1 protein-coding gene is annotated in these 362 nt (G+C 64.9%); it reads left to right on the forward strand.

Translation table 11 applies throughout. The features are described from left to right. A partial coding sequence (locus tag ACM6IT_RS27020; protein ID WP_414919023.1) for a hypothetical protein occupies positions 1 to 362 on the forward strand: 362 nt, incomplete at both ends.

Below are 362 nucleotides of genomic sequence, written 5' to 3' on the forward strand. Positions count from 1 at the left end.
CCTCGACGGCGTGACGACCCTGACCGTGGGCGGCATCGCCGTGGTCACCGCTGGCGTGGCCGCGGGCTTCCCGCAATCGATCACTACGCCGCTGGGTAGCACCCTGACCATCACTGGGTTCAACGCGGCGACCGGCGTGGTGAGCTACAGCTACACACTGGTCGATAACGAAGCCCACTCGACCGCCAACGGCGCCAACACCTTGCCCGAGCAGTTCGCCGTGACCGTGGTCGACGACAACGGCACCACCGCCACCGGTTCACTCGACGTCAACATCGTCGACGACCTGCCCAAAGCCGTGTACGACAGCAACGCCAGTACCGCTTCGGAAACCCTGCTGACCCTCAACGGCAACGTATTGG

The sequence above is a fragment of the Pseudomonas sp. IT-P4 genome, assembly GCF_949767755.1.
GTDB classification, from domain to species: domain Bacteria; phylum Pseudomonadota; class Gammaproteobacteria; order Pseudomonadales; family Pseudomonadaceae; genus Aquipseudomonas; species Aquipseudomonas monachiensis.